General features: G+C 38.0%; 12 protein-coding genes and 5 pseudogenes. 14 read left to right on the top strand and 3 right to left on the bottom strand.

Annotated features, from left to right (window positions below; genetic code table 11):
* Positions 1-16 precede the first annotated feature (16 nt).
* A complete protein-coding gene (gene groL, locus AAHB15_RS25735; protein ID WP_098529499.1) occupies positions 17-1,648 on the top strand; it encodes a chaperonin GroEL in 1,632 nt (543 codons plus the stop codon).
* A 113-nt stretch (positions 1,649-1,761) separates the two neighbouring features.
* Here groL and AAHB15_RS25730 read toward each other — a convergent pair.
* Positions 1,762-2,129 (bottom strand): annotated as a pseudogene (locus tag AAHB15_RS25730) (tyrosine-type recombinase/integrase); the annotation flags it as partial.
* Between AAHB15_RS25730 and AAHB15_RS30325 the strand changes: the two are divergent.
* The 11 genes and pseudogenes from AAHB15_RS30325 to AAHB15_RS25680 all read left to right on the top strand — a co-directional run.
* Positions 2,127-2,246 (top strand): annotated as a pseudogene (locus tag AAHB15_RS30325) (recombinase family protein); the annotation flags it as partial. The pseudogenes AAHB15_RS25730 and AAHB15_RS30325 overlap by 3 nt on opposite strands.
* A 1,121-nt stretch (positions 2,247-3,367) precedes the next feature.
* Positions 3,368-4,477, top strand: coding sequence for a zinc-dependent alcohol dehydrogenase (locus AAHB15_RS25725; protein WP_335574588.1), 1,110 nt, complete (start codon positions 3,368-3,370; stop codon positions 4,475-4,477).
* Between the two features lie 170 nt (positions 4,478-4,647).
* Positions 4,648-5,628: a 2-keto-3-deoxygluconate permease gene (locus AAHB15_RS25720; protein ID WP_335574589.1), complete on the top strand. Its 981-nt coding sequence runs from the start codon at positions 4,648-4,650 to the stop codon at positions 5,626-5,628.
* A 229-nt stretch (positions 5,629-5,857) separates the two neighbouring features.
* Positions 5,858-6,619, top strand: a complete 762-nt coding sequence (locus AAHB15_RS25715; protein WP_342043619.1) for a FadR/GntR family transcriptional regulator — start codon at positions 5,858-5,860, stop codon at positions 6,617-6,619.
* A gap of 693 nt (positions 6,620-7,312) precedes the next feature.
* Positions 7,313-8,680 (top strand): four-carbon acid sugar kinase family protein, encoded by a 1,368-nt coding sequence (locus AAHB15_RS25710; protein WP_335574591.1) that lies wholly within the window; start codon positions 7,313-7,315, stop codon positions 8,678-8,680.
* Positions 8,681-8,875: 195 nt separating this feature from the next.
* Complete coding sequence (locus AAHB15_RS25705) at positions 8,876-10,138, top strand: ribulose-bisphosphate carboxylase large subunit family protein (RefSeq protein WP_335574592.1); 1,263 nt, start codon at positions 8,876-8,878, stop codon at positions 10,136-10,138.
* A 173-nt stretch (positions 10,139-10,311) separates the two neighbouring features.
* Positions 10,312-11,346 (top strand): type I glyceraldehyde-3-phosphate dehydrogenase, encoded by a 1,035-nt coding sequence (gene gap / locus AAHB15_RS25700; RefSeq protein ID WP_335574593.1) that lies wholly within the window; start codon positions 10,312-10,314, stop codon positions 11,344-11,346.
* Complete coding sequence (locus AAHB15_RS25695; protein WP_335574594.1) at positions 11,319-11,468, top strand: GapA-binding peptide SR1P; 150 nt, start codon at positions 11,319-11,321, stop codon at positions 11,466-11,468. The genes gap and AAHB15_RS25695 overlap by 28 nt, the downstream gene beginning before the upstream one ends.
* Positions 11,469-13,179: 1,711 nt before the next feature.
* Positions 13,180-14,727 carry a spore germination protein gene (locus AAHB15_RS25690; RefSeq protein ID WP_335574603.1) on the top strand — a complete coding sequence of 516 codons (1,548 nt, stop codon included), beginning with the start codon at positions 13,180-13,182 and terminating at the stop codon, positions 14,725-14,727.
* A gap of 4 nt (positions 14,728-14,731) precedes the next feature.
* The gene (locus AAHB15_RS25685) at positions 14,732-15,832 is read left to right on the top strand and encodes a GerAB/ArcD/ProY family transporter (RefSeq protein WP_335574595.1); all 1,101 of its coding nucleotides are present in this window, start codon (positions 14,732-14,734) and stop codon (positions 15,830-15,832) included.
* Positions 15,829-16,932 (top strand): Ger(x)C family spore germination protein, encoded by a 1,104-nt coding sequence (locus AAHB15_RS25680; RefSeq protein WP_335574596.1) that lies wholly within the window; start codon positions 15,829-15,831, stop codon positions 16,930-16,932. The genes AAHB15_RS25685 and AAHB15_RS25680 overlap by 4 nt, the downstream gene beginning before the upstream one ends.
* A gap of 358 nt (positions 16,933-17,290) precedes the next feature.
* On the opposite strand, the pseudogene AAHB15_RS25675 reads toward AAHB15_RS25680, so the two are convergent.
* Together AAHB15_RS25675 and AAHB15_RS25670 are read right to left on the bottom strand one after the other, a co-directional pair.
* Positions 17,291-18,405 (bottom strand): annotated as a pseudogene (locus AAHB15_RS25675) (IS110 family transposase); the annotation flags it as partial.
* A 17-nt stretch (positions 18,406-18,422) separates the two neighbouring features.
* Positions 18,423-19,543, bottom strand: a pseudogene (locus AAHB15_RS25670) (IS3 family transposase).
* A gap of 266 nt (positions 19,544-19,809) precedes the next feature.
* On the opposite strand from AAHB15_RS25670, the pseudogene AAHB15_RS25665 reads away from it, so the two are divergent.
* Together AAHB15_RS25665 and AAHB15_RS25660 are read left to right on the top strand one after the other, a co-directional pair.
* Positions 19,810-20,280: pseudogene (locus AAHB15_RS25665) on the top strand (IS3 family transposase); the annotation flags it as partial.
* A 1,317-nt stretch (positions 20,281-21,597) separates the two neighbouring features.
* Positions 21,598-23,925, top strand: a complete 2,328-nt coding sequence (locus AAHB15_RS25660; protein ID WP_342043618.1) for a helix-turn-helix domain-containing protein — start codon at positions 21,598-21,600, stop codon at positions 23,923-23,925.
* The last annotated feature ends 203 nt before the right edge of the window (positions 23,926-24,128 follow it).

The following is a 24,128-nucleotide window of genomic DNA, read 5'->3' as shown; positions in this document are numbered from 1 at the left end:
AGGAGGTTTTTTTACAATGGCTAAAGAAATTATGTTTAGTGAAGATGCACGCCGCGCAATGCTTCGTGGTGTTGATGCTCTTGCAAATGCAGTAAAAGTGACTCTTGGACCTAAAGGACGCAACGTGGTTCTTGAGAAAAAATTTGGTTCTCCGCTTATCACAAATGACGGTGTAACGATTGCAAAAGAAATCGAATTAGAAGATGCATTCGAAAACATGGGTGCTAAATTAGTTGCTGAAGTAGCTAGCAAAACAAATGATGTTGCCGGTGACGGAACAACAACTGCAACTGTCCTTGCTCAAGCAATGATTCGTGAAGGCTTAAAGAACGTTACTGCTGGTGCGAACCCAATGGGTATCCGCAAAGGAATCGAGAAAGCTGTTGCTACAGCAGTTGAAGAATTAAAGGCGATTTCTAAACCAATCGAAAACAAAGCTTCAATCGCACAAGTTGCTGCAATCTCTTCTGCTGACGAAGAAGTTGGCCAATTGATTGCTGAAGCAATGGAGCGTGTTGGTAACGACGGCGTTATCACAATTGAAGAATCTAAAGGCTTCACAACTGAGTTAGATGTTGTTGAAGGTATGCAATTTGACCGTGGATATGTTTCTGCATACATGGTAACGAACACTGACAAAATGGAAGCTGTTCTAGATAATCCATATATCTTAATCACTGACAAGAAGATTTCTAGCATTCAAGAAATCCTTCCAGTACTTGAGCAAGTAGTACAACAAGGCAAGCCATTATTACTAGTTGCTGAAGATATCGAAGGTGAGGCATTATCTACATTAGTAGTAAACAAACTTCGCGGAACATTCAATGCTGTTGCTGTTAAAGCTCCTGGCTTTGGTGACCGTCGTAAAGCGATGCTTGAAGATATCGCTGCATTAACTGGCGGTGAAGTGATCACTGAAGAGCTTGGTCGTGACCTTAAGTCTGCAACGATCTCTTCTTTAGGCCGTGCAGCGAAAGTTGTTGTAACAAAGGAAAATACAACAATCGTTGAAGGTGCTGGAGCAACTGAAGATATCCAAGCTCGTGTAAATCAAATCCGTTCTCAATTAGAAGAAACTACTTCTGAATTTGATCGTGAAAAATTACAAGAGCGCCTAGCTAAGTTAGCTGGCGGTGTAGCAGTAATCAAAGTTGGTGCGGCTACTGAAACTGAATTAAAAGAGCGCAAACTTCGTATCGAAGACGCATTGAACTCAACTCGTGCTGCTGTTGAAGAAGGTATCGTATCCGGTGGTGGTGTAGCCCTTCTTAACGTATATAGCAAAGTTGCTCAGCTTCAAGAAGAAGGCGATGTAGCAACAGGTATTAACATTGTTCTACGTGCAATGGAAGAGCCAGTTCGCACAATCGCTCACAATGCTGGTCTTGAAGGATCTGTTATTGTTGACCGCTTAAAGCGTGAAGAAGTTGGCACAGGCTTCAACGCTGCTAATGGCGAATGGGTAAACATGATTCAAGCTGGTATCGTTGATCCAACTAAGGTTACTCGTTCTGCTCTACAAAATGCAGCTTCTGTTGCAGCAATGTTCTTAACAACTGAAGCGGTTGTTGCTGACAAGCCAGAACCAGCTGGTGCTGCTGGAATGCCTGACATGGGCGGCATGGGCGGAATGGGCGGCATGATGTAATAAGGGGTTAAAAACCTTGTTATATCAACGTTTAAAATGATAATATACTTTTCTTGTCCTTGGAATTGTCCTCGTTTTTAAAAAAGCACGGCAACTTGTGACAAAAAAGCTAACTATAGGAGAAGGTCTTTCATCAGTTTGCTAAACTGTTGGGAGGCCTTTTCTTCCATATTGGCGGTCATATGAGCATAGATATTCATTGTAGTATTAATATCTGTATGTCCAAGCCGCCGTTGTATTTCTTTAATGCCTACTCCAGCTTCAATTAATAGTGAAGTGTGAGTATGTCGAAATGAGTGTGGAGTAATGTTCTTTTCAATTTCTGCTTTTTTAAGTAGTCTTTTAAGTCTTGTCTCAACCACCTTTCGTAGTTGTGGATGTCCATCCTCTCGAGCAAAAATAAATCCGTTATCTTGGTAAACAAGTCTGTCTTTAATTTAATTTCATTTTGTTTAAGCCGATGCTTCTTTAACATGTTGATCGACAACTAAACGAAATGCTTGAACTAAGTATGAATGAAAGGGATATATTTATAGATAAAAAAAGCGGAAAAAATTTTAATCGCCCACAATACAAAGCATTAAAACAGTGCTTACAGTGGTGCGGAAAAAGCATCGACAGTGACCTCCTGTCGGTGTTTTTTTCTTGTCCAAAAAAATAAGAAGCCCCACCGATTCAGGAGAAAACGGTTTTACGCTCAGGTGACTAGTCTGAGCTGGCTTCAACTAATATTATACTATATTCCATGATTGAGGCATTACTGGTGACGGAATTTGATTTAAATAATTGTATATGCACTAATGTAGTGGACTGAGATACGATTGACGTTGAAATAGATGTAGGCTTAGGGGGCTAGGTTCAATTTAATATTGTCGTGGATTTTACTAGTAATTTTGTTATTGATTTAATAGGAAATAAGCCCTTTGGAAACATGGAGTCATCATATGAATTTGTCAGTATATAATTACATTCGTTATATCATTTCTTTAAACATCAGACAAAAATTAGTTATCAACCGAAAATACATAATATTTTAATAATTAATATTGACGAATAAACCCATTATAATATACAATTTCTATAGAGGATGATAACAAATGTATTTTTATTGGAATTATAAACAATAAAAAACATCATACAAATCCAAAGGAGGAGATTTTAAATGGAGAAAAATCATCAGACAAAAATTAAGAATTAAAATTTTAGGGAAGAACTTAAAATTATGGAAAATCAAATTCGCCAGGGCGTAATTGATATTGTTTTAATATCAAAAAATCCATCATATTCAGGTCCTGCTTTATCGTCCGCCAATATCATCACAGCATTGTATTTTAAGAGTATGAAGAGTAGGAGAACAGATGCTAGGCATCAAAAAAAGTCCAACTGCAGAGGAATATGAGAAAGCAATGGCGGACTTAAAGTAAGGAAGTCTTGAGTTAAAGATATCGTGTACAATGAAATTTTAACACGTGCAGCTTTAATGGAAGCGTTTTACTAATTATACGAAAATGAATAATACTGTATAGCGGTAAGTGCGGACGCGGACAAAACCACTGGACTTTGCTCAACTCTCTGACATTAATGAATAGAATTGAAATTGAAGACATGTTCATAGAGTTACGAAAACATGATAGTTTACTGGATAAGTAGAATTCGTAGTATATCGAAAAGGCAATGATCAAAGTTATTAAAAAAATTCTTACCAAGGGGTGTAGTAAAATGGAAACTGTCGTGAAAGTAGGAGAATCTCACCTATCCACAAAAGAGGGAAAGCATATAATGAAGGCGGTTGTAAAGACTGGTGAGAATCTAGGGTTCTCTTATATGGAAGTAGAGAAACCGACACCAAAACCGAATGAAGTATTAATTGATGTAGAAGCAGCGAATATTTGCGGAACGGATATTAGTTACTTTAAGTGGGGGCAATCAGCAAAGGACTTTGCCTCAAAATTTAATGTGAAATTTCCGTTTATTGTTGGTCACGAATGTGCTGGAACAGTTGTGGAAGTCGGCAGTGATGTTAAAAAGATTAAAGTTGGCGACCGAGTATCTCTTGAGACTCATATTCCTTGTGGTGATTGTTTTCAATGTAAAACAGGCAATGCCCATAACTGTATGAATATGGGTATTTATGGAACGAGCTGTGACGGCTGTTTTGCTGATTATGCCATTGCTCCGGAAAGTGTATGCTTTAAATTGCCGGACAGTGTTTCTTTCCAGGAAGGTTCCTTATTTGAACCAGCCGGTGTTGCCATGCGTGCAGTGGAATTGTCAGGTCTAGAGCCAGGTGATACAGGTCTCATCTTTGGATGTGGAGCAATTGGTCTTTTAGCTATCCAAATCCTGCAAGAGTGTGGGGTCTCAAGGGTCATTGCTGTTGATATTGATCAGTACAGAGTCGATATGGCCAAAAAATTTGGTGCGATTGGTGTTAATTCGCTGACAGAAGATCTTCCAGCTGTTGTAAAAGAATTGACAGCGGAGAGAGGTGGAGTAGACTTTATTTTCGAAATGACTGGTTCTCCTAAAGTCTATGAAACTCTATTCGATTTACTTCGTTTAGAAGGAAGAGTAGTAACAGTGGGTCATCCTGGCGGTTCTATTCCAATTAATATTACACAAAGCATTAATTTAAAAGGGGCTACAATTAAAGGTTTATTTGGAAGAGGCATTTGGTCTACTTGGTATAAACTATCAGCTTTAGTTGAGGCGAAGAAAATAAATATTCTCGATGTCGTTACACATCGTTTTTCATTTTCACAGGTGGATGAAGCATTTGAACAGCTTAAACAGGGTTCAGGAAAGATTATGTTTTTAAAGGACAAATAATAGCATAAGCAGGGTTCGGCGATAATGCAAACTTTTGAAAAGTTATATAAATACAAGTAGGCTATAATATCAAGGCTACTTGTATTTATAGTTAGAACATCTAACAGTCTATTAATAATCGTTCGGGGTAAGTAAAATCTAAAATAAAGATATGGAGAGGGAGTCTATAGATGAAGTTAAAAGCCGCAATTGATAAATTTCCAGCAGGAATGATGTTAATCCCTTTGCTTTTAGGAGCAGTGATTCGTACATTCTTTCCAAATGTATTTGATATGCCCGAATTTAAAAGTTCTTTTACCGGGGGATTATTAACTGGAACCACAGCGCTGCTCGGTGGATTTTACATATGTTTAGGTTCAACGATACGATTTAATGCAACCGGTTACATCTTAAAAAAAGGCGGATCCTTATGGCTTGGAAAAATTGGAACAAGTTTTTTAATTGCTTTCCTGATTAAAGCAATTTTTCCGGATCAAAATAATTTATTTTTAGGATTATCTGCATTAGCGATTGTGGCTGCTTTTTCCGATACAAACGGCGCTATTTATATGGCTCTCATGGGTCAATTAGGCAAGAAGCAAGAAGATGTTGCGGCTTATTCTCTGATGTCCCTTGAATCTGGGCCATTCTTCACTATGCTGATTTTAGGTGCTACTGGTTTAGCGAGCTTTCCGGTTACGGCATTTGTATTTACCATTATACCATTGGTCCTTGGGATGATTCTTGGAAACCTGGATGAAAAAATGAGGGAGTTTTTAAGTGTAGGTGAGAGCCTCTTTATTCCCTTCTTAGGTTTAGCAATTGGGTGTGGAATCAACCTGGGTAATTTATTTAAAGCTGGTCTATCCGGTATTCTTCTAGGGCTAGCTGTTGTTGTGGTTACTGGGATTGTATTAGTTATATTGGACTTTGTCACGGGTGGAGATGGTGTAGGGGGTATGGCTGCTGCCACTACCGCCGGAAATGCTGCGGCTGTACCATTAGCTGTTGCGGCTGTTCAACCTATATATAGTGAAGTTGCTGCAAGTGCCACACTTCAAGTATCGGCAGCTGTTATCGTTACAGCCGTTTTAGTCCCAATTATGACGACGTGGTATGCGAAAAGAGTGGAAAAAAGAAAAGCACAGTCTGCTAATAATGTTGTAGCATAAGGGACCCAAATTCTAGTAGATGTGACTAACCCTTAAATCACATGGGTCGCAAATTGTCTTAAAGAGAAGGAGAACTTTCCTTCTCGATTCTCTTTTTGCTTTCATTAAGAATTAAAAGTATATTTAAGATTAAGTTAATTACTGTATAATTCAAAATGAATAGTTATTTTTATTTAGGCATATAAGAAGGGTTCAAAATTAAAAATATGGATTAAAGGTGAATGATGAGATGGACCTACTTACATCAGCGGCCGTTAAAAGTGAAATATCATTGGATAATAAGACGGCTGTAAATAAAGTGACAGACTACATTAAGAATAAAATTATTCTTAAAGAGCTAAAACCTAATGATAAAATCCCTACAGAAATCGAACTGAGTGAAATATTAAATGTAGGGAGGAGTTCTGTACGGGAAGCGTTGAAGATTTTAGAAGCGATTAATATTATCCAAATCCGGAGAGGGGACGGTACGTATATATCGGAACCTGAGGATATTTCTATTTCTCAATCCCTATTGTTTAAAATGATTTTAAACAATATGCAATTGAAAGAATTGGTTGATTTCCGTGAACAGATTGAAATTGCGGTTGTTAAATTGGCCATTTCTTATGCAACTCAGGAAGATATTGAAGTACTAAGAAAAAATTATCAAGATTTTTTAGAGTGCATTGAAAATAATCCAGAAGATTATGAAAGGCTTCATACATTGGACTCGGAGTTCCATAAAGCCTTAGCGGCATCCACAAAAAACAGGCTTATGCAAGAAATTTATTTGTTTTCATTTGAGATTTTTTCACCCATGATCTTGGAAAACTATGCCTCTGGTCAAATTGAGAGTGAGGACAAGGAACCAACATCGGAAAATCATAGGATTATTATTGAAGCAATAGAAAACAAGGATTTTTATCTTGGGATTCATGGTGTCAAAATAGCTCTTAATTTATGGAAAAAGTGGATAAGTAAAAATGAAAATAATAAAATGTCAGAATAGTGATTAAATAAACGAGTACATTTTCTTGAATGCTCAGATGGTCTGACTGGGAATGGTTCTTTTGTTTCTTTTGAACGAAAGTTAGAACCGTTCCCTTTATTTTTGCCTTTTTACTATACAGTTTTTGCTGGCTTATCCTTTATTCTGTTGAAGGGTAAAGTGTATTGATTTTATTTTGGTATTTATATCTAAAATGAGTCATATTTGTATTGATCCCTTGCCTTTTGTTGTTCTTATAGACCCTCAAATTCCTCTTTGGTCCCTAGTTATTCTCTAACCTTAACAAAAACTCAGAAGTATAAGAAAGTTCGACTGCCTAAACATCATATAAATAAAAATTTTGATATTCGATTGGAATGACGATTTAAGTAAACATCAGACAAAAGAGTGCCGCTTTTTTATAAAAAGCAGACTTTTTATGGTAAAACTTCAGATAAAGTACTTAATTTTTGTTATTGACGGCTAATATTGGCGTAATATATAATTAAATTAAATAGTAACATCAGACAAATTTTATAACATTTATAAAAAGAAATAAAATATGTCTGATGAATTAGTAGGAAGTTATTCATTCAGGAAATGTCTGTGAAGGTGGTGTTTCCGTTAGGGGTTATAAGTTGAAACAAGGATCGGAAGCAAATCTTACTGGTTCAACATTATTTAAAGAAATCTAAACAGAAAGGAAGTGTAGGAATGTCCGAAAATAATTTATTGCTTGGTTTTTACGGAGATGATTTTACTGGTTCTACGGATGCAATGGAAGCGTTAGCATCAAACGGGTATCGCACAATCCTATTTTTGGAGCCGCCTTCACCAGACATGTTGGAAAACTTCAAAGGTGTTCAATGTATTGGAGTTCCTGGAACCAGCAGGGCTAAAAATCCGGAAGAAATGGAACAAGAATTACGACCAGTGTTTGAGGCATTATTTAAGTTGCGAACGAATGTGATTCATTATAAAACATGTTCAACATTTGATTCAAATCCGGATGTTGGCAGTATTGGTAAAGCAATTGAAATTGCGCTTGATTACACGGAAGAATCACAAAAAACAGTGCCGCTTTTTGTTGCAGCGCCGCCACTAGGAAGGTATACGGTATTTGGAAACCATTTTGCAAAAATGTATGATACGGTTTATCGGTTGGACAGGCATCCAACTATGTCAAAACATCCAATGACACCTATGAACGAATCAGATTTACGAGTTCATTTAAACAAGCAATTTCAAATACCCAAGCAAATTGGTTTGATGAATGTGGTGGAGCTCTCTGGAGCTTATCATAATGTTAAAGAAGTGTATGAGCAAAAATTAGAATCAAACGATGGTATCATTCTTCTTGATGCGTTAGATGATATCCATAGTCAAACGGTTGGCCGGCTAATATGGGAAAAAGGCCAAGAAGGTTTACGCTTCGTTGTCGGATCATCAGGTGTTGAATATGCATTAACAGCTGAATGGAATCGGCAAGGATTGCAGGCAACAAGCAACAAAAATGGGAAAACAAAAATACCCGCTGCCAATCAAGTTCTTGTTGTTGCTGGCAGCTGTTCACCAATTACCAAACTCCAAATCGAAACGGCAAGTGAAGCGGGTTTCGTGGGAATTCAAGTTTCTCCCCAAGATATTATTAATAAAGAAGAACTGCCAAAAAATCTATTGGAAAAGGTAATTAAACATATCCAAAACGGTAAAAGTGTTATTTTATATACAGCTCAAGGACCAGAAGATCCCGCTATTGAAGAAACTCGCAGACTTTTTGATGAGATGGGAATCGAAAAAAGGGAATCAGGCGAGTTGATTGGTAGTCAATTAGGTAAATGGACATTGGAAATTATAAAAGCAACAAATATTCGCCGAATCATTGCTGCTGGAGGGGATACTTCGGGCTTTGTGACAAAAGAATTGAAACTCTTTGCATTGGAAATGATTCTTCAAGTTGATCCAGGTGTTCCGTTGTGCTGTGGCTATTCTTCAGATCCCATTATGAATGGTATCGAAATTGCCTTAAAAGGTGGTCAGATGGGCAGCCCTGATTTCTTTGTTAAAATCAAGGAAGCTTGAGGGAAAGAAAGAAGAAACTAAGAGATGTGTTGAAGAGCTAGACGTTCGAGGGTTCATTAGAATGGTTCATGGATTTCCTTTAATGGTTTTAGTAACTTTTTAGTTTAGTAGATCACCATAACAAAAAAATGTAAAATTCGGACCGCATATCTAAATTTAATTTTTTTAAAATTCAACTATAAAGGAGAGTTACCAATGAGTCAGGATCGTGTTTTTGCTACATATCACATTGAGACACCCTATGATTTGGAATATGCTGCAAAAGTCATGGCGGGTGAGCAATCTACCGGTACTTTTATTGCTGTTCCTGGAGAAACAGAAGAACTTAAGGACAAGTTTTCAGCCAAGGTGGTGTCGATTGAAGAATTAGAGGTGGTGTCTACTCCTACTTTACCCGGATCCAAACCACCTAAAGGATCCAATGGATCCATTTCCTATCACCGAGGGAAGGTCGTTTTATCATTCCCCTTACATAACTTTGGCCCTTCAATACCGAATCTATTGGCCACTGTGGCAGGGAATCTGTATGAACTCCGTGAATTTAGTGGGTTGAGGCTCATGGACTTGGAGTTGCCTTATGCATTTATGGAAAAGTATCCTGGACCTAAATTTGGGATTGAGGGAACGAGAAAATTAGCCAATGTGTACAATCGTCCATTTATAGGAACGATTGTGAAGCCTAGTATTGGATTAACACCTGATGAACTTCGTGTAGTGGTAAGAGATCTGGCGCTTGCTGGAATTGACTTTATCAAAGATGATGAACTCAACGCGAATCCTCCTTACGCTCCTTTGAAAAACCGTGTTAAAGCGGTAATGGAAGAAATCGAAAGGGTCGCAGATAAAACAGGAAAAAAGGTTATGTATGCCTTTAATATTACGGATGACATAGACCAGCTCGAACGTAACCATGAAACAGTTGTAAAAGCCGGTGGAACTTGCGTGATGGTCGGTATCAACAGCGTTGGGCTAGCTGGTGTTGCACATTTACGGAAATATAGTGAGGTTCCCATTCACGGACACCGTAATCAATGGGGAGCTATGACCCGTTGCCCGCAGTTAGGAATGGAATTTACGGCTTACCAAAAGATGTGTCGCCTGGCCGGAGTGGATCATTTGCATTGTAATGCTCTCGACAGCAAGTTCTATGAGTCTAATGAGTCTGTTATTAAATCAGTAAAAGATTGTATAACCCCGATGTTTGGCGGTTATACCGTGATGCCTGTATTATCTTCCGGCCAATGGGCAGGAACTGCACCAGATTCCTATTCGTCGATGGAAACGATTGATGTGATGCATTTGGCAGGTGGGGGCATCATTGGGCACCCAGGTGGTTCTGAAGCAGGGGTTAAAAGCATGATTCAAGGGTGGGAAGCAGCCGTTTCTGGTGTATCTCTTGATGAATATGCTGAGACTCACTTTGAGTTAGCGCAGGCCATTGAGAAATTTGGGAAATGAGAATGTGCGGGTGCTGCCGGACTTGGAGCGGCATTTGCAGATTTCTTCCAACTCCAGTCTGGAATTTAATTGGATGTACAGCTAAAAAAGATAGATAACACCCTTGACATCCTATAGGTTTACATTTGCAATCATTGAATCAGATGTTTAACAAATAAAGGGGATGTAGCTTGATGGATACAAAAGTAGGTATTAGTGGTACTGGAAGAATTGGACGGCTGTTAATCAGAAAGATTTTATCCGATACAAATAAATCATTGAAATTAGTAGCCATTAACTCGATTTATCCTGCCGAAACCGTTGCTCATTTATTAAAATATGATACTGTTCATGGAACCTGGGATGCAGATATATCAGTTCAAAATGATAATCTTGTCATTGATGGGAAAATTTACGATATAGTATCAGAACGTGAACCCGAGAATATCCCATGGGGAAATATGGGTGTTGACATTGTCATGGATGCGTCTGGTAAATTCACACACCGTCAAGGTGCAGAAAAACATCTTAGAGCAGGGGCATCTCATGTAATCGTAACCGCCCCCGGTGAACAGATGGATTTAACAGTCGTTATGGGAGTAAATGACCAGCTGTTAGACATTTCTAAGCATAAAATCATATCAGCGGCATCTTGCACAACGAATTGTGTGGCTCCTCTTTTAAATATCCTTGATCAAGCTTTTCTAGTAAAAAGAGGCTGGGTGACGACGGTTCATGCCTTTACTTCTGATCAAAAGCACATAGATAACCCTCATAAGGATTTGAGAAGAGCAAGAGCTTGTACACAATCGATAGTCCCAACAACTACTGGAGTCGGCAAGGCACTTGAGGATGTACTGCCACATCTTTCCCGTTTTGTGGAGGGAATATCTATACGTGTTCCTACCCAAGATGTTTCTTTAGCAGATCTAACTATTGAAGTGTCACGAACGGTTACACTAGATGAAGTAAAATCAGTTTTTAATGGAAAATTAAATAAAAATCATTATGTATCTTACACGTATGATCCTTTAGTTTCAGCAGATTTTATTGGTTGTGATAAATCTGCAGTTGTCGATGGGCTTTCAATCATGGCTACAAATAATCAAATAAAATTACTTGCCTGGTATGATAACGAATGGGCTTATGCTAGCAGGGTAATTGATTTGGCTCAGGCGGTTCAAGAAAGGATGGAAAAAGAATGGTTGTTTCCCAAGGTTGTGAAGTAGCATTAGGGACCATTATATGTGACCGTTGCGGGAAGTTTATAGATACAGCTGATACTAATAGAGTCATCATTTATTATTCTCGGTGTGAAGACGATAAATGCAATAGTCCAGAAGAAGAATAAAAATAGATTTTTTTTCTGAGAGTTTAGCGAAGAGCATCCATGCTCCCATCTTAATGGAGAAATATGTTTTAATAACTCTTTTAGTAACACTCCTTTATTCCGGAGTACTATGTAAGTATCGCTTTGATCAAAGAGTGGCTAATACCTTAGAATCATTACGGTAATTGAACTACCAGGGGTAATAATGAACACGGGTTACACCTTACCGTGGTAAAAACCGGTAATTTTTTTACTCAAATCTCCTTAACGTTGCAAATTCGCGTTTTGCTGGTGGTACCCCTAATATAGAAGAAACGATAAAAAAAGGGCAGATTGACCGAGATAGACTAAAAAGCACGTTAAGGCAAAAGGGATAGTTTTCCATAGATGAAATAAAGTTGGCGGTACTTGAACCGTATGGAGAATTGTCGATTTTGGAAAAACATATGTTAATATTGTTACGCTAAAGAAACGTCCCTTCTATGACGAAAGGGGCGTTTTTTTTAGAGAATAATAAGTTTATAAAATAAATTTTGGATAGCTTGTTGACTGCAATTTAACAAATACAAGAGTGTGAATAGTTTATCTCTGAATATGAATTTGTATATCCTCCAGGAAGATTAGATTTATGCGGGGCAATAATTGGCGTTATTACTTAATTGGAAAATAGCTGATTTTTCAGTTTTAAAAAACTATGTGAAGAAATACACTTATGCTACGAGTGCGTTTGTTGAAGAAGGATTGTGAAGAGGAAAAAGCCCCACTCAATGGAGAAGGGCTGAATACATTCTTACATCTAAATGTGTCCTCTATAGTCCTCTTTTGTCCTCCTGTTTGTCCTCCGATGTTTTATATTGCATTTAAAATCTTTAAGTCGAATTTTTTATAAATGTTAATTTAGAGCCTTTTTTTTTACACTATTTCTTTCAATTATATATGAAAATGAATGGGCGGCATGATGTAAGGCTTTTGAGCCTTCATCTGAGAAATAGTTAATGCTATTTTTCGCCCATTTTGAGAAGTAGTCATGTAAATAATTTATATCAATAGCAATAACCACTTCCTATAAAAATTAGGGAGTGGTTTTTTGTGTTGTTAAAATTCGGGTATCAATTTTTGCTCACATGGATTCAAAATGAAATTAATTCCATTTACTTTGGAGATAAGGGTGAAAATTGCCAATTAACGGTAACTTTTCATATTGAAGTAAATGGTAGCTTACTGCCTATGTGTTAAAAAATCTTAAGAGTTACATATGCGTTATAGGAAGGGAACTATATTTTTTTACGGGGAAAGAGAGTTTTTTTATTTCTGAAGAAGATCTGGCTAACCTTATATTACGAATGGGTGCATGAGTTACAGTTTGGAGCTGTCTCCGTGATAGATCCCTCTAGTGTAGACACGGTAAAAAAAAGCCGATACTGTCTACCATTGTAGGGGTATTTTTATGCCGATATTAAGGAAGAAAATTTAATCCAATATATAGTTTTGAAGCGATAGTTAAATAGTCATATAAGCCTTTTCTTTTCTCTCTTATCAGACAAACCATGCTTCTAATTGATGGTTAGAATAAAACCAATAGCTGTTCTGTTTGCGGTTCTAAAATAGTAAACTTGTCAACTGCTCACTGTTGTTCTTGAATGATGAATCAGAGGAAGAATTAGAATATTTTTCCTTAGACAATGCATACTATATACATATTTTAAAACAAATGCAGAAAGGGACGGAATTGATGTCTTATTTTCTGAAGTTTTTAAGAGGAAAGCGCTCTTCTTGGTTCCATCAAACAAGCAATAATTCTAATCTTCAGAAAAAAAATATGGAAGATGATGTCCTGAACTTTGATTTATCCAAAAATACAGAGAATCTCCAACTGCTATTTTCTCAAGCACCGGATTTAGTGATTCGTCGCTTTTCAATCTCTGCGAGTAAATCGGAGGCCGCTTTGGTGTACTTGAGTGGATTGACGAATAAAGATACTATCCATAATCATGTTCTGAAGCCATTGATGAATAGCTCCTTCGATTCTAATAAGGATCTGCCAATTACAATAGGCGATGTCGAAATCGTCTATACGTGGGGCCAGATAGAAAATGCGATTCTGGGAGGAGATAGCGTTTTATTGTTAAACAGGCTAAACACCGGTTATCGGTTAGATACAAAAGGATGGCCGCAAAGACAACTTAATGATCCTCAAAATGAAATTTCTTTAAAAGGTGCTCATCAAGGATTTGTGGAAACAGGGAGTCAAAATATCGCATTAATTCGCAGGTATATTCCCCACCAGGAATTAATATTGAAAGAGATGACCGTCGGTATTCGAGGGAAAACAAAGGTTTCCCTTTTATATTTGAGAGATGTGGCTTCTGAAGACGTGCTAAGAGAACTGGAAACACGGATTCAAAATATTACAGTGGATGCTATCATTAATACCGGCGAACTTATCGAGTTCATTGAAGACAATCCTTATTCTCCCTTTCCGCAAATTATGTTGACTGAAAGACCTGATACAGCTGCATCCCAAATTATTCAGGGGAGATTTGTGATTATTATGGATCGTTCTCCGAGCGTATTGATTGCTCCGACAAACTTTATGTCCTATTTTCAGGCTGTGGATGATTACGGTTCCCGTTGGTTAGTTTCTTCCTTTATCCGGGTAATGCGTTTTTTTGCCTTTATGATTGCCTTATTTTTGCCCGCCACTTACGTTGCATTTATTTCCTATAATTTTGAGGTTATCCCTATGGAACTTTTGCTTACGATTGCGGAATCAAGGATACAAGTTCCTCTCCCACCCGTGATGGAAGCTGTGATTATGGAAATGACCCTGGAATTGATGAGGGAAGCTGCCTTAAGGCTGCCGACTCCAATCGGTCAGACCATTGGCATTGTGGGCGGCATTATTATTGGTCAGGCGGCTGTTCAGGTGGGAATTGTCAGCAACATTATGATTATAGTCGTTGCCGTTACAGCCATCGCTTCCTATAACATCCCTAATTATGATATGAGTTCGTCCATTAGACTGTTAAGATTTCCTATGATGTTATCCGCTGCCATGTTTGGAATTGTAGGGATTGTGATCGGATGGATGACCATAGTTGGTCACCTGACTAGTCTTGAATCATTAGGAACACCCTATGGAACTCCTCTAGCTCCTTTCCGATTCGCCGATATGAAGGATGCGTTTCTGCGCTTTCCTTTATGGGTAATGAAAAGTCGCCCTAAAGGCACAGGAGCTATTCCAACTATTCGACAAGGGCGAAATCGCACTAAAAGGTGAAACGATGAAAAAATATGCCTATAATGAAATCACTCTCATGCAGTATATCTTTTTGATAAATGGAACACAGGTCGGGACAGGCGTCCTATCTCTCCCGCGCATACTTGCGGAAAAAGCAGGTACCGACGGGTGGATCGCTATCCTGATTGGCTGGTTTTTCTCTGTCGCTGCCAGTATTTTTTTGGTTAAAACGTGCCAAAAATATCCTGATGAAACCCTTACCGAAATTCTTATCCGTTTATTCGGAAAAATTGTGGGAAAAGCAGTCGTCATCGTTTACATGGTGTACTTTGCTTTTTACGCATGGGACATTCTTGTGAACGGCAGTCTATATATCAAGGCATGGTTCCTGCCTAAAACCCCTAATTATATCATTTTACTGTTATTTTCGATTCCTACTTTTTTTGTAGCCCGTAACGGGGTTCGCGTTTTAGCAAGATACTCCGAGCTGTCTTTTTACATGGTCATGTGGATTCCTTTGTTTTTCCTGATACCGCTAAGGGACGGAAATTGGCTGCACTTTCTTCCGGTCCTTAAAGAAGGGTGGAGACCAGTATTATCCGCTGTGCCGACTACTGTTTTTTCCTTTTTGGGATTTGAAGTCGCGTTCTTCCTGTACCCCTTTTTGCAAAAAAAGCAGCATGCGGTTCTCGGAATCACGATTGCGAACACCTTAACGATGTTGTTTTATGTATTTGTGACAATTGCCTGCTTTGCCTATTTTAGCCCCGATGGGATTATCGAATTTAATCAACCCGTCCTGAATTTGCTTAAACTAATTGAATTTCGTTTTTTGGAGCGTTTTGACATGGTTTTATTGGCTGTTTATCTGATTGTTGTTTCCACAGCCTGGATACCTTGTGTATTCATAACTGCCTTTTGTTCTAGTCAATTGCTGGGAAAACAGGATCACAGCCGGCACGTCATTATTTTATTATTGATCATTATTGGATTGGTCTTTTGGCTTGATCCTACTTGGATTGAATCGGAAAAGTGGCAGCAAATGGTTGCCAAAGGAGGACTGCAATTGGCATTCGTAGCTCCTCCCTTTTTATGGGTCTATAGCTGGATATATGAAAAGTTCCGTCGGAGGGTAAGCCAATGAAAAGGAAGACACTACTTTGCCTATCGCTCTTGGCTATGATGATGACCGGATGCGTGGACCAAATAAATGTTGAAGATGTCACTCTGTCACTTATACTAGGTTTAGACTTGGATGAGGATGACCATTTAGTGGTGTACATGTCAAGTCCGGTGTTTAATAAAGAAGCAAAGGTAAAAGAGGAGAAAGTCGAAGTGAAAGCTGTTACGATTCGCGATTCTAGGGAACTGTTTGACATGACGGTAATGGCTTTAACTTCGGGAAGCAAAACGCAATTAATCTTAATTGGGAAAAAGCTGCTAAAACGAAAAAATTGGATTGATTATATCGATCCCTTTTACCGGGACCCCAAAAATACGGTAACCACAAGAGTTGTCGCCGTAGATGGGCCTGTTTCTGACGTCATTTTTTTTAGGCCAAAAGACAAGCCGCGTCTACCTTTGTATTTGGCAAATTTAGTGGATACGGCATACAGAAGAAATGTCACTGTAAAAACCACCATTCAAGAATTTCATGAGCAAACGACGGAAAAAGGGATGACAGCAAGCATCACCGAAATGAAAAAAGACCACAAAATCATGTTGACCGGCACGGCTCTGCTGGATGAACAGAGCAGATATAAGTTAAGCATCACACCGAATGAAAACAAATTATTACGCATCCTGCAGAATAAAACAAAAGGTGATTTCCCATTTACCATTACAGTCCCTTTGGAATCGAATGAACAGGATAAACATTGGATCAGCTTTAGTACGCCGAACATCAAGGTAAAAACAAAGGTTAGGTATGACGATCATTTTATTTTTGACACAGACGTAAAAATGAGAATTTTCATTACAGAACAGCTTTTTCCATTCAATGTAAGGAAGGACTCAGCGAAACTGCAAAAGAGTATAGAAACGAAACTGCAAGCATATTTCGAGCGCTTAATAAAGAAAACGCAAACCGCCACCATTGACCCGTTTGGATTTGGGATTTATGCAAGAGCCTATACGTATCCAGAGTGGAAAAAAGTCCAAAATCATTGGGGGAAAGCCTTTTCGAAGGCTGATGTAAACGTCAAGGTACGTGTAACCATTGGCGGGATGGGAACGATTAAGTAACACGGGCCAATGATGTTCTACCATGAAAATAAGTTTCTTCAAGATAAGAAAAATGACAAAACTTAAAAAGACCCTGCTCAATCGTTAAAAAAAGAGGAGAGCGGATAATTAATAAGTCTATGGATTAGGGTTGACTGGATTAAGGTCAGTAACAGTATTGACACTTCTTAACCATTTTCAATCTCTGTGGTGCAGCACTGATTTTGTGCTGCATGGATGGCTAAACCAGCTAATAGTTTGTCAACATTTTTCAATAAAAAGTTTAATAATCTCATGATATACTAAAAATTTTCATGCCAAATAACCTTCCGTTGTATTGTGATTGGAAGGTTTTGTTGTATTTAGTTAGATATAGTTTCTAAGCTATATCTTGGAAGGAAGTTCTGCTTTTTAGTAAGGCGTAAATCCAATGTAAGAGTTTGTTTACACATGCAATAATCGCTACTCTAAAGGGTTTTCCTTCTTCTCGTTTCTTATCGTAAAACTCTCGTAGCCTTCTATTGCGTGGAATGATCTCATCAGTCGTTTTCTTTTTACGGGAATCTCGAATACCACTTTGAACAGCCATTTACAAGGCGTGGCGAAGCCTAAACGAGCCACGTTTGGTTATACGGTTTACCGATGCAGTAAACTTTCCTGAAGAGTACACACTAGGATCTATTCCAGCGAATGCAACTAACTTCTTGGCATCATTAAACCGATCTATCTCTCCGATTTCAGAAATAATTGTTGCAGCGATTTTTTCTCCGGCTCCAGGGATAGATTGAAGGATCTCATATTCTTCAATTTCACTAGCGAGGGCATCTATTTCATCCGCAATATGGGATAGATGCTCTTGGTGTTGAAGAACAATCTTAACCAAGATTTCAAGGTTAAAAATATGACTATCGTAGAGATTGTTTTGAAAGGATCACGAAGGGCTGCTTCTCTTAACTTCTGTGCCTTTTCCTTTGCCCATGACTCCGAACGACTCATACATAATGAAGCTATTTTACCCGTTAACTCTTCTTCACTCACACCTAATACAGCTTAGAAGTAGGGAACTCTAGTAAAGTAAGCAATGATACTTTCGAATATAGGCTTCCAAATACCCCTCGATACTCAGGAAAAACCTGATCAATTAAAGAATGAAGCTGTATCTTTGTTTTAGCTGATATTTCCGCAATACTCTCTTGTTGTCTTGTCAGATTACGAAGGTTTAAAAGTTGAACACCACGCTTTTTGTAAGGCTCTAGTTCCTCTTTATAAAACAGTTCACAAAGGTGATAAGCATCAATTTGCATCAGTTTTTACCTTTCGAAGGCTGGAGCTCTTGGCTCTATGAGAAATAAGAGGATTGACGATAATATAAACATAACCACCAGCAGCCTTTTCAACATCTTGAAGGAACTCTAATAAACATCCTAATCCTTTAAGATCATGAGTAATACTAAAACTCTTACGATATGGTTTACCCTTATCTAAAAACGCTTTGGTATGTCAACACTAAACTAGACAATTTTTTTAAGTTGTTCTTTTTTATATTCCATAGGGCTTAAATATCCAAGTGTCCCGTGGATTCGGATGTGATTAAACCAATGAACATAATCATCTAATTCCAATTTTAACTGTTCTAAATTTTCAAAATATATACCTTTTACAAACTCTGTCTTGATAATTTTAAAGGTGGCTTCAGCTACCGCATTATCATACGGGCAACCTTTCATACTTAATGAACGTTTAATGTTGAAAGTTTCAAGAGCTTCATCAATGGTCTTGTTTTTAAATTCGTTTCCTCTATCTGTGTGAAATAGTTGAATTTGCCTTAAATCGGCTTTAATTGTCGATAAGGCTTGATAGACTAGTCCAGCATCTTAATTAGGACAGGCACTATGGCCTACAATTTCTCGATTATAAAGATCGACAAATAAACATATGTAATGCCAACGATTTTCGACTCTTACGTATGTTAAATCACTTACTACAACAGTTAATTCCTTTTGTTGATCAAATTCTCTATTCAACACATTTTTAACTTTCGATTCATTACATTTATCCACATGAGGCTTAAACTGGGCAACTGTATATTTCGATACTAGCCCATTCTCTTTCATGATTCTGCCAATACGCCGTCTCGAAGAGACAATGCCAAGCTTTTTTAATTCATGTTTAATTTTACTTGTGCCATAGTTCTGGCGGCTTTTGTGAAAAATATCTGTGATGGCAGCTGTAAGTTCATCCACGGATTTTGATTGCTCTTTTGCCTCATAATAATAAGTACTTCTTGAGACTTGTAGGACGTCGCACATTGCTGATATCGAGTATTTATGTCGATTATTTCTGATCACATTTACTTTCGTCCTATTATCAGCGCTGCTTGCTTTAAAATATCATTCTCCATCAATAAACGTTGGTTTTCTTTACGAAGTTTAATCAACTCTGCTTCTTCCGGAGTTCTATTGTCTTTCTCTTTAAAAGAACCGGAGGTTTGACTTTGTTTCACCCATTTATCTAATGCAGAAGGGGTTAAATCGTATTCGCTAATTATATCTTTTCTGGGCTTGCCATTTTCATATAGCTTGACCATTTGGGCTTTAAATTCAGGTGTATATGTCCTTCGAGCCTTCTTCATATTGGCTTTCCTCCATAACTGAATAGGATAAAGTAGACTTCCAAATTTTGCGGGTAACCACCGCAACTTGACAAGGAGCCTCTGCGGGCATGCTTTCCCAGCCAGGAAACCAGATGGCAATGACATCTGGCTTGCCGAACAGGCTAGCATACCCACATCTCCTAGTAAAGTTGCTAGTAAGGATCTCTTATGCTAGTAAGCAGTATGCCCTGATTTGGCGGTTAGTCTACTTGACCTTAATTTTTTTGTCCAGTTAAGTGTAGCCGATTCAATATTTATATTACGGAAAGGGAGAAAAGGCTTATTTGTCTGCCATTAAGGATAGTTCAACAAATGAGATATTAGCCTATAATGTTTCAGATCGCCTAACATTAGATTTAGTTACTGATACTTTAGTAAAGCTAACGAAAAATAGACGGGTAAAGCTTGCAGAAGGAGCCTTTATTCACTCGGATCAAGGAGTACACTATACTAGCCCTACTTTTCAGAAGCATGTAAAAGAATTAAAGTTAGGCCAATCAATGTCCAGACGAGGAAACTGTTGGGATAACGCTCCACAAGAGTCATTTTTCGGTCACTTTAAAGATGAAGCAAATATAAAATCGTGTGTTACCTTAAACGAACTTAAACAGGAAAATAGAAGCTATATAAATTACTATAACAATTTTAGATACCAATGGAATTTAAAGAAGATGACCCCTGTTGAATACAGAAATCATCTCCTTAATGTGGCATAACCTTTTTAAAAATGTCCTTTACAACGGGTACACTTTAAAATCTGGCTAACTTTATATTACGAACGGGGGCTAATATTTAAAAGGAGCAACAACAAATTTATTGTGTTGCTCTTCATATTTAATATATATGAAGGAACGTAAAAAATACGGTTTAAAAATAGTTTGTTTGGAGCAGGGTAAGGAAAAGGCCCTTACCCACTGCTCATAAAATTGCTCATAATTTTGCTCATAGTCATTTTCTATTCTATTTTAGAACATTTTAAATGCAATCTGAAAATCCCATTAAATCAATGATTCTATCAATCTATTTTCTTCTATTTCATTACTTGATGAATGGGCGGCATGATGTAATAACGCCTTTCAACCCTTGATATAACTAGTTTTTTTAGTAAGGTGAGAGTGAAATGCTAACATTTTGCTAACATAAGAAGGCTTCTCATGAGTTTACCAAACTTGTGAGAAGCCTTTTTCTTCATTTCTTTTGTCACATGACGATAGATGATCCGTGTGGTGTCGTCATCAGAGTGCCCCAGCTTTCCATCTTCTAACACAACCTCAGCTTCTACCAGCAATGTGGGCGTGTGATGCAGGGAGTGAGGGGGGAGGGTTCAATTAATCCCGCTAATTTCAGTTCGCTCCATTCTGTTTTCAACCGTTTGGAACAAGATAGGATAACCCGTATGTCTCTCTGTTTTGGCAAACACAAAGTTTTTATCTACATAAACATCGCCTAATCATTTTTCAGCCTTTTCCTGAGAGGCCTTCAGGTCTTTTACTAGTCACTGCATTTGGACCAACGTCGATCGTGAATACCCATTTGGCCCCGCAAGTGCATCCTTTTGCTTCCTATTCGCATTCACAATCTCTTCTGTAAAACATCCTCTCACTTCATAAACATCCTTACTTCTTTTGAAAAATTAAATTCCAATTGGAATCGCCCATAGTAAAAGTGAAATGATACTGATAAATAATAAAGAGATAAAGGTCCCCTGTATTACCCATGCCTTTTTTCATTTGATAGTAATTCACCCGCGCTAAAATCCCATATGTGATAGAGTGAGGAAGGCAAACAATGCATTAAACTACTTACAAAAAGTTGCAGTTTTCTCTCCTTTGATTTACTATTTAGAATGCTTTTCCATCATTATGCTTATATTTCAATAGTTCAAATTTGGTTTATCCCAAGTCACCTGCATTAAGTTCAGTTCCTAGTTAATACACTCTAGGCGTGTATTTAAAAGTCATGGAATCAACTTTAATTCCAGGTTCTTTGCTAGTGCATCGCACATTTTTAATCCAGTCCTGAGGTGAATGTTCATGAACCGGTCAATAAAAGATAATTCCTATCAAATAAGTTTACAAAACATTGAATATTCCTCACACCATATCCATTTAGGAATTGAGATTCTTCTTGTAATAAGGGGAGAAATTGAGGTTACGGTCAATCAACAATCCTTTCAATTAGCTGAAAATGATCTACTGCTTATTAACGCCAATGATATACGCTCTATTAAGGGGAATAAGGAGAATGTGGTCTTATCGTTAAAAATCCCCTTGGATCTAATCGAGCCGCATTATCCGAATATTCATGAGTGCTATTTTAACTGCAATTCATCCAAAGAGGGTAACGGGCTGTATCTGCTTTTTGATCAAATTCGCCAATTAATGGCGAAAATTTTGATTGTCTATTATCAAAAGCAGGATGGAAGTGAGATCGAGATTAACGCACTGATTTTTCAGTTAGTTACACTGTTGATTCGAAATTTTAAAACAACACACCTCGGGAGTCATCAATTCACCGAAATGAAGGATGAAAGAATTAGAGAGCTCCTGGCTTTTATTGAAAGAAACTATCGCAAACCGATATCATTGGAGGAAATCGCCAAGCAGCAGTATTTGTCTCTTTATTATTTATCGCGTTATTTCAAGCAGGAAGTTGGAGTTAGTTTCTCCCAATATGTCAAAAATGTCCGTTTGAAATCAGCGGTTCATGAGCTCCTGTATACCGACCATAACATTCTTCAGATCTCGCTGAATAATGGTTTTCCCAATGTGAAGGCATTTAATAAGGCTTTTAAAGAAATGTACCAGCAAACGCCTACTGAATATCGCGGCCTTCATAAAGTGGAACCGATGGATGTCGAGGAAATGAAACATGAAACGGAACAATATACTTTATTGCAATCGCCTAATTTTTTAATGGAAATCAGCAAATATATTTCAGGAAATGAGAAGAGCACTACGCTGATGGAACCGGCTGCTTCAGCCGTATATGTGGACTTGCCGCAGGAGCCCATTCTTATCAAAGAAAAGGCCTTAAAGGTACTGGTGATTGGGCAGCTGGAATATGCTCTGCATGAAGAGGTGCAGGCAGACTTAAAGTTAATTCAAGAGGAACTTGGATTTGACTATATCTATTTTACGAAACTTTTTTCGGACAGCTTTACGATGACAACGCCCCTCTATCAAATCGGTGGGCAATTTTATCAGATGGATGCCTTGTTCACCCGCTTTCAGCAATTAGGGTTGGTTCCTTTCATTCGCGTAGAAGTTGAGAAGGAAGTGGAAAGCAGCTCTGAATATCTTAAAAAGCTTGATGAATTCTTACAGCACAGTCTTAGTTATTTTGGCAGTGCCTTTGTAGGCAAATGGCAGTTTGAATTGGTTTTCTCGGAATGGGGTGAAACAGCAAAGAGCTTTTATCAAGATTTTTATCAAACTGTTAAAAAGTGGGCTTCTGCCGCAAAAGTGGGTCTTCATGTGCCGTTTTCTTTAGGAAAGGCGATACCCGATCATGCTGATGATTTTTTAAACCAGATTTCCAATCGTTGTGACCTGGTCTGCTTCACCTGCAATCCGAATGAAGAAGTGGATTTTACCGATATGGATAATCTTACTTTTGAAGGAGTAAAAAATTATGTGAAGAAAGCTTGCAGCAGATTAAAGGAATGCTTATCTTCTTCGGGTTTGGAGGAGATTCCGATCTTTCTTACGGATTGGAATACGCTATATGGAAATACGATGGATTTAAGCGGCACCTTTTTCCGTTCAGCCCTTATTTTTAAAGAAATGCTGGATGCGATGAAGGAACTTACCGGTTTGGGGTTTTGGATTGATACCCACTCGCTGGAAAAAAATAATCTGGATCAAGACCATATTGCCATGAATGGAATTGCCCTCCTTTATTATTATCAAATTAAACGCCCTGCTTATTTTAATTTCCAGCTAATGAAAAAAATGGACTTGAGGATCTTAGCTGAAGGTGAGGATTTTGTCATGGCAATGGGGGAAAGCGGCTTTCAATTGGCCGTTTATAACCCCTCCTATATCAATCCTTCTTATTCGGTCGAGAGCTTCTTTTTGCAATCCATCACAAAGGAAAAGAAAGTCGTGATTTCGGGACTGCCGCCTGGACGTTACCAAATTCGCAAGCACATTCTTGATCAAAATAACGGCGAATTTTATATTAACTGGATAAATTTGCAGCATCAGGATATTTACGACCAGGAGGTCATTTCTTTTATCAAGCAAGGAACCCGGCCTGATCTGCAAATTTATGAGGAAAAAGTGGAAGCAGAGCTTTATTTACAATCCACCCTGACCTTTAACGCTTTTCATCTCTTTGAAATTAAGCCATTAAGTTAAAACTTAATGGTCTTTTTTTGTGGTTGAATGTGACGGAATTGTGAAGAAGGGCAAATATGGGTGATACATACAACAAAGATGGGAATGTTAATCGACAAAAAACGATATAAACTAGGGATATGAAAACGGTTTCAATTTAACTCCTCTTAATTGAGAATAGAAAGAAATTTTCACTGAAAAGTTAATCGATGGAGGTTTATACG

Origin of the sequence: Bacillus sp. OTU2372, from assembly GCF_038440275.1 — a bacterium.
Classification (GTDB): Bacteria; Bacillota; Bacilli; order Bacillales; family Cytobacillaceae; genus Neobacillus; species Neobacillus bataviensis_B.
Note: the sequence above shows the minus strand (reverse complement) of the source record. Positions and strands in the feature narration are given on the sequence as shown.

What these genes read in the sequence shown, in the direction of transcription:
- groL (WP_098529499.1), top strand. Translation starts at nt 17, where the DNA reads ATGGCTAAAGAAATTATGTTTAGTGAAGATGCACGCCGCGCAATGCTT.
- AAHB15_RS25725 (WP_335574588.1), top strand. Translation starts at nt 3,368, where the DNA reads ATGGAAACTGTCGTGAAAGTAGGAGAATCTCACCTATCCACAAAAGAG.
- AAHB15_RS25720 (WP_335574589.1), top strand. Translation starts at nt 4,648, where the DNA reads ATGAAGTTAAAAGCCGCAATTGATAAATTTCCAGCAGGAATGATGTTA.
- AAHB15_RS25715 (WP_342043619.1), top strand. Translation starts at nt 5,858, where the DNA reads ATGGACCTACTTACATCAGCGGCCGTTAAAAGTGAAATATCATTGGAT.
- AAHB15_RS25710 (WP_335574591.1), top strand. Translation starts at nt 7,313, where the DNA reads ATGTCCGAAAATAATTTATTGCTTGGTTTTTACGGAGATGATTTTACT.
- AAHB15_RS25705 (WP_335574592.1), top strand. Translation starts at nt 8,876, where the DNA reads ATGAGTCAGGATCGTGTTTTTGCTACATATCACATTGAGACACCCTAT.
- gap (WP_335574593.1), top strand. Translation starts at nt 10,312, where the DNA reads ATGGATACAAAAGTAGGTATTAGTGGTACTGGAAGAATTGGACGGCTG.
- AAHB15_RS25695 (WP_335574594.1), top strand. Translation starts at nt 11,319, where the DNA reads ATGGTTGTTTCCCAAGGTTGTGAAGTAGCATTAGGGACCATTATATGT.
- AAHB15_RS25690 (WP_335574603.1), top strand. Translation starts at nt 13,180, where the DNA reads ATGTCTTATTTTCTGAAGTTTTTAAGAGGAAAGCGCTCTTCTTGGTTC.
- AAHB15_RS25685 (WP_335574595.1), top strand. Translation starts at nt 14,732, where the DNA reads ATGAAAAAATATGCCTATAATGAAATCACTCTCATGCAGTATATCTTT.
- AAHB15_RS25680 (WP_335574596.1), top strand. Translation starts at nt 15,829, where the DNA reads ATGAAAAGGAAGACACTACTTTGCCTATCGCTCTTGGCTATGATGATG.
- AAHB15_RS25660 (WP_342043618.1), top strand. Translation starts at nt 21,598, where the DNA reads ATGAACCGGTCAATAAAAGATAATTCCTATCAAATAAGTTTACAAAAC.